5 protein-coding genes are annotated in these 6,041 nt (G+C 68.3%); all 5 read left to right on the top strand.

Features of this window, described 5'->3' with window-relative positions:
- The first annotated feature begins 190 nt into the window (after window positions 1–190).
- Window positions 191–1,480: an ABC transporter substrate-binding protein gene (locus DLJ58_RS00805; RefSeq protein ID WP_124853398.1), complete on the top strand. Its 1,290-nt coding sequence runs from the start codon at window positions 191–193 to the stop codon at window positions 1,478–1,480.
- 109 nt (window positions 1,481–1,589) lie between these two features.
- Window positions 1,590–2,561: a carbohydrate ABC transporter permease gene (locus tag DLJ58_RS00800; protein WP_124853397.1), complete on the top strand. Its 972-nt coding sequence runs from the start codon at window positions 1,590–1,592 to the stop codon at window positions 2,559–2,561.
- 10 nt (window positions 2,562–2,571) lie between these two features.
- The gene (locus DLJ58_RS00795; RefSeq protein WP_124853396.1) at window positions 2,572–3,414 is read left to right on the top strand and encodes a carbohydrate ABC transporter permease; all 843 of its coding nucleotides are present in this window, start codon (window positions 2,572–2,574) and stop codon (window positions 3,412–3,414) included.
- Window positions 3,411–4,832, top strand: coding sequence for a GH1 family beta-glucosidase (locus DLJ58_RS00790; protein ID WP_124853395.1), 1,422 nt, complete (start codon window positions 3,411–3,413; stop codon window positions 4,830–4,832). Before DLJ58_RS00795 ends, DLJ58_RS00790 begins: the two co-directional genes overlap by 4 nt.
- Window positions 4,833–4,914: 82 nt before the next feature.
- Window positions 4,915–5,961, top strand: a complete 1,047-nt coding sequence (locus tag DLJ58_RS00785; protein WP_124853394.1) for a LacI family DNA-binding transcriptional regulator — start codon at window positions 4,915–4,917, stop codon at window positions 5,959–5,961.
- Window positions 5,962–6,041: the final 80 nt, after the last annotated feature.

Raw genomic sequence — 6,041 nt, 5'->3', positions numbered from 1 at the left:
GGGTGGGAGTGGTCAGCGATAACGATCTGGGAACGCTCCCATCGCCCTATTGACACTCCCGTTACCTGTCGGCAATCTCATGGGAGCGCTCCCGGAGGTGGCATGGGTCACTCACGCATCCCCGGCCTGGCGCGATGAGACACCCCCCACCACAACCACCAGCCTCACCACCGGAAAGAGGGGTCAGCGCATGAGTGTCACCACGCGGCGTACCCGCCTGGCGGCCGCTGCCCTGGCCGCGATCACCGCAGTCAGCGGTCTCGCGGCCTGTGGCAACGACGACGACAAGCCAGCGGCCGGCGAGAAGCCGGCCAAGCTGGTCGTCGACACCTTCGGCGAGATGGGCTACGACGATCTCGTCAAGCAGTACGAGAAGGACACCGGCATCAAGGTCGAGCTGCGTAAGACCGCACAGCTCGGTGAGTACCGGCCGAAGCTGGTCCGCTACCTGGCCACCGGCAAGGGCGCGGCGGACGTCACCGCCCTGGAAGAGGGCATCCTCAACGAGTTCAAGCCCAACGCGCGCAACTGGGCCGACCTCAGCCCGCTGGTTACCGACCACTCCAAGGAATACCTGCCCTGGAAGTGGGAGCTGGGCAAGGCGCCGGACGGCCGGCTGATCGGCCTGCCGACCGACGTCGGCAGCCTCGCCGTCTGCTACCGCAAGGACCTGTTCCAGGCGGCCGGCCTGCCCACCGAGCGCGACCAGGTGTCGGCGCTCTGGCCGGACTGGAAGGGCTTCCACGACGCCGGTCTGAAGTACAAGCAGGGCAGCGGCGGCAAGGCCTTCATCGACTCGATCACCGCCGTCTCCAACGGTGTGCTCTTCCAGGGCAACGGTGATCTGTTCTACGACAAGGAAGACAACATCATCGCGGACACCAGCCCCGCGGTGAAGAACGCGTGGGACACCGCCACCTCGATGGCGGACATCTCCGCCAAGGCGTCGACCTGGTCGCCGGAGTGGTCGGGTGGCTTCAAGCAGGGCACCTTCGCGGCCACCTTCTGCCCGTCCTGGATGCTCGGCATCGTGTCGGACAACTCCGGCCCGGCCAACAAGGGCAAGTGGGATGTCGCGTCCGTGCCGGGTGGCGGCGGTAACTGGGGCGGCTCGTGGCTCGCGGTTCCGGCCCAGAGCAAGTACCCGAAGGAGGCGGCGAAGCTCGCCGAGTACCTGACCAACGCCAAGAGCCAGGTGGAGGCCTTCAAGCTCAAGGGCCCGCTGCCCACCAACCTGGAGGCGCTGAAGAACGAGGCGTTCCTCGGCTACACCAACGAGTACTTCAGCAACGCGCCGACCGGCAAGATCTTCGGGGAGAGCGTCGCCAAGATCCAGCCGATCCACCTGGGTCCGAAGCACCAGGCGGTGAAGGAGAACGCGCTCGAGCCTGCCCTGCGGGCGTTCGAGAACGGGCAGGCCGACAAGGCCAAGGCCTGGGAGCAGTTCACGAAGGATGCCAAGACTCAGGGTGCCTTCTGAGTGATTCCCTGCCGGTGGCGTTCGGGGTCTCCCGGACGCCACCGGCCGGTCCCCTCCGCGTAGCGCCCTGCGCGAGGGCCCCCGGGCCTCGCCGGAAAAGGAAATTCGCATGAGCCTGTCGGCCACGACGGCACGGCCGTCGCCAGCAGCACCGCCTTCGCCCGACGTCGATCGCCGACGTCGCCGGGGAAGGTTACTCAACCGCCTCGATGTCAAGTACTCGCCGTACCTCTACATCGCACCGTTCTTCCTGATCTTCGGCGTATTCGGGCTGTACCCGATGCTGCGTACCGCCTGGATGTCGCTGCACGACTGGGACATGATCGGGGAGCACACGTTCATCGGCTTCGACAACTACACCCGGCTGGTGTCCGACGAGTACTTCTGGAACGCGCTGGTCAACACGTTCGGCATCTTCGCCCTGTCGACCATCCCCCAGTTGTTGCTCGCCCTCTTCCTGGCGAACCTGCTCAACCGGAGCCTCCTGCGCGCCAAGACCTTCTTCCGGATGGCCATCTTCATGCCGAACGTGGTGTCGGTGGCCGCGGTCGCGATCGTCTTCGGGATGTTGTTCCAGCGGGAGTTCGGCCTGTTCAACTGGCTGCTCAGCTTTGTCGGTGTCGACCCGGTCGACTGGGACGGGCACCGGTGGAGTTCCTGGACGGCCATCTCCTCCATGGTCAACTGGCGGTGGACGGGGTACAACACCCTGATCCTGCTCGCCGGCATGCAGGCGATCCCGAAGGACCTCTATGAGGCCGCGGAGATCGACGGTGCCGGTCCGTGGCGACAGTTCTGGCAGATCACCCTGCCCATGCTCAAGCCCACCTTCATCTTCGTGGTCATCCTGTCCACGATCGGCGGCATGCAGCTCTTCACCGAGCCCCTGCTCTTCGGCAACGGCAACATCATCGGTGGCAACCAGCGGGAGTTCCAGACGCTGGCCATGTACATGTACGAGATGGGCATCGTGAACCTGAACACCGCCGGCTACGGAGCCGCGGTCGCCTGGGCGATCTTCATGATCATCATCGTGGTGTCGCTGTTCAACTTCCTACTCGTCCGCCGCTCGGCGAAGTGAGGAGAGATCGATGATCTCGGCTTCCCAGCGCCTGTGGCGCACCAGCCCGCTGACCTACCTGGCGCTCGTCCTGGCGGCGCTGCTGTCGATCTACCCGTTCTACTACATGCTGGTGATCGGCACTCGCAGCCTGGACAACATCAACGACGTACCGCCGCCGTTGACCCCCGGTGGCGCGTTCGGTGACAACTTCGGGCGGGTGCTCGACAACGACGCAGCCAACTTCCTCACCGGCATGATGAACTCGATCATCGTCTCCTCGGTGGTCACCGTCTCGGTGGTGCTCACCGGTTCGCTGGCCGGGTTCGCCTTCGCCAAGCTGAAGTTCCGCGGCAGCAACGCCCTCCTGCTGGCGATCATCGTCACCATGATGATCCCGACCCAGATGGGGCTCATCCCGCTCTGGGGCATGATGCAGGACCTGGGGTGGTACGACACCCTCTATGCGGTCACCGTGCCGTTCCTGGTCACCGCCTTCGGCGTGTTCATGATGCGGCAGTACGCCAGCCAGGCGATCTCCGACGAGCTGATCGAGGCCGGCCGCGTCGACGGCGCGAGCACGTTCCGGATCTACTGGAGCATCGTGCTGCCCGCGCTGCGTCCCGCCGCCGGCGTCCTCGGTCTGCTGACCTTCATGGAGACCTGGAACTCGTTCCTCTGGCCGTACGCCATCCTCACCCCGGAGAACCCGACCCTGCAGGTCTCGCTCTCGTTCCTCTCGTACGCCTACTACACCGACTACTCCCAGGTGTTCGCCGCCACGGCGATCGGCACCATCCCCCTGGTAATCGTCTTTCTCGTGTTCGGCCGCCAGATCATCGGCGGGATCATGGAAGGTGCCGTCAAGTCGTGAGCAACCCCGCCAGCCCACCCGCCGTCGACGTCCTCGACGAGCGCCCCGGGCTGACCTTTCCACCCGGATTCCTCTGGGGGGCCGCGACGGCGGCATACCAGATCGAAGGGGCGGCGGCCGTGGACGGCCGCACCCCGTCGATCTGGGACACCTTCAGCCACACCGAGGGCCGGGTCCTCTCCGGGCACACCGGCGATGTGGCGTGCGACCATTACCACCGCCTCGGCGACGACGTCGCGTTGATGGCCGAGCTGGCCCTCAAGTCGTACCGTTTCTCGGTCTCCTGGTCCCGGGTGCAGCCCGGCGGCACCGGCGCGGCCAACCCGGGCGGCCTGGACTTCTACCGGCGACTGGTGGACGAGCTGCTGGCCAACGGCATCGAGCCGTGGCTCACCCTCTACCACTGGGACCTGCCGCAGCCGTTGGAAGACGCCGGCGGCTGGCCGGCGCGGGACACCGCGGCCCGCTTCGCCGACTACACGACATTGGTGGCCGACGCGCTCGGTGACCGGGTGCGCTACTGGACCACGCTGAACGAGCCGTGGTGCTCCGCGTTCCTCGGCTACGGCTCCGGGGTGCACGCCCCCGGCCGCACCAACGGAGCGGACGCGGTGCGCGCCGGACACCACCTGATGCTCGGTCACGGCCTGGCCGTGCAGGCACTGCGGGCCGCCCGGCCGGCCGCCGAGGTGGGCGTGACCGTCAACCTCTACCCGGTCGACCCGGCCAGTGACAGTCCCGCCGACTCCGACGCCGCCCGGCGGATCGACGGGTTGGCCAACCGGTTCTTCCTGGACCCGCTGCTGCGCGGGTCGTACCCGGAGGACCTGGTCGCCGACCTCAGCACGGTGACCGACTTCGAGCACGTGCGCGACGGCGACCTGGCGACCATCTCCACGCCGCTGGACCTGGTCGGGGTCAACTACTACAGCCGGCACGTGGTCGCCGCGCCGGTCGAGGGCGTGGAGGCCGACCCGGCCCCCTCGTGCTGGCCGGGCAGCGAGGACGTCCGGTTCGTCACCCGCGGCGTCCCGGTCACCGACATGGGCTGGGAGATCGACGCCCCGGGTCTGACCGAGACGCTGCGCCGGGTGAACGGCTACACCGACCTGCCCCTGTACGTCACCGAAAACGGCTCCGCGTTCGTCGACTCCGTGGTCGACGGGCAGGTCGACGACGTCGATCGGCTGGCCTACTTCGACGCCCACCTGCGCGCCGCCCACGAGGCGATCGACGCCGGAGTGCCTCTGCGGGGATACTTTGCCTGGTCGCTGATGGATAATTTCGAATGGGCCTGGGGTTACACCAAGCGGTTCGGCATGATCCACGTCGACTACGACAGTCAGGTCCGCACCCCCAAGTCCAGCGCCAAGTGGTACGCCTCGGTGATCCGGCGCAACGGTCTGGCCGCACAATAGGCTCGGGCCAGCCATCAGGACGGTCCCGGCGTCCACCTCTCGCAGGTGGCGCCGGGTCCGCCCGCCGTCGGAGGAGCAGACGATGACAACGCAGCGCACCCGGTCGCTCGGGCGCCCGACCCTCGACGCGGTCGCCGCGCGTGCCGGCGTCGGTCGGGGCACGGTCTCCCGCGTGGTCAACGGCTCGCCCCAGGTCAGCCCGGAGGCCCGGGCCGCGGTCCAACAGGCCATCGCAGAGCTGGGGTACGTGCCGAACCGGGCCGCCCGTGCGCTCGTCACCCAGCGGACGGACTCCGTCGCGCTGGTGGTGTCCGAATCCGGCGAGCGGGTCTTCACCGAGCCGTTCTTCGCCGCGATCGTGCGGGGGATCAGCTCCGGGCTGCTGGAGACGCCGATGCAGCTCTGGCTGGCCATGGCCCAGTCGCCGGTGGAACGGGAGCGGGTCGAGCACCACCTCACCAACCAGCACGTCGACGGCGTACTGCTGCTGTCGTTGCACGACTCCGACCCGCTGCCGACGCTGCTGGAGGAGCGCGGCCTTCCCGCCGTGCTCGGCGGTCGGCCCGCCCGTATGCTGCAACCGGGTGCCCAACCGGCCTGGTTTGTCGACGTGGACAACGTTGGCGGGGCCCGGCAGGCGGTGGAGTACCTGGCGAGACAGGGCCGGCGACGCGTCGCCACCATCGCCGGTCCGCAGGACATGGGTGCCGGCCTGGCCCGGCTGACCGGCTACACCGACGCGGTCAAGGCCACCGGGGCCGGTGTCAACCCCGACCTGATCGCGTACGGCGACTTCAGCGAGGGCAGCGGCGCGGCCGCCATGCGTCGCCTGCTGGACGCCTGCCCGGACCTGGATGCGGTCTTCGTCGCCTCCGACCTGATGGCGTTCGGTGCGCTGCGTACCCTGCGCGAGGCCGGCCGCCGTGTGCCCGAGGACGTCGCGGTGATCGGCTTCGACGACGCGACCATCGCCCGACAGGCCGAACCGCCGCTGACCACTGTCTTCCAGCCGGTGGAGGAGATGGGCCGGCAGATGGCCCGCCTGCTGGTGGCCCGAATCCGTGGCGAGGAGCTACCCGCCTCCCACATCCTCCTGGACACCCAACTGGTCCACCGAGCCTCCGCCTAACCCCCCAGGAACCCGCGCAGCGCGCGCCCCGCACCAGCGCGCGCCCGCACAGCCCGCGCCCCGCGCAGCGCGCGCCCCGC

This window comes from Micromonospora arida, assembly GCF_003857035.1.
GTDB classification, from domain to species: domain Bacteria; phylum Actinomycetota; class Actinomycetes; order Mycobacteriales; family Micromonosporaceae; genus Micromonospora; species Micromonospora arida.
This window is presented reverse-complemented; position numbering and strand designations above follow the sequence as displayed.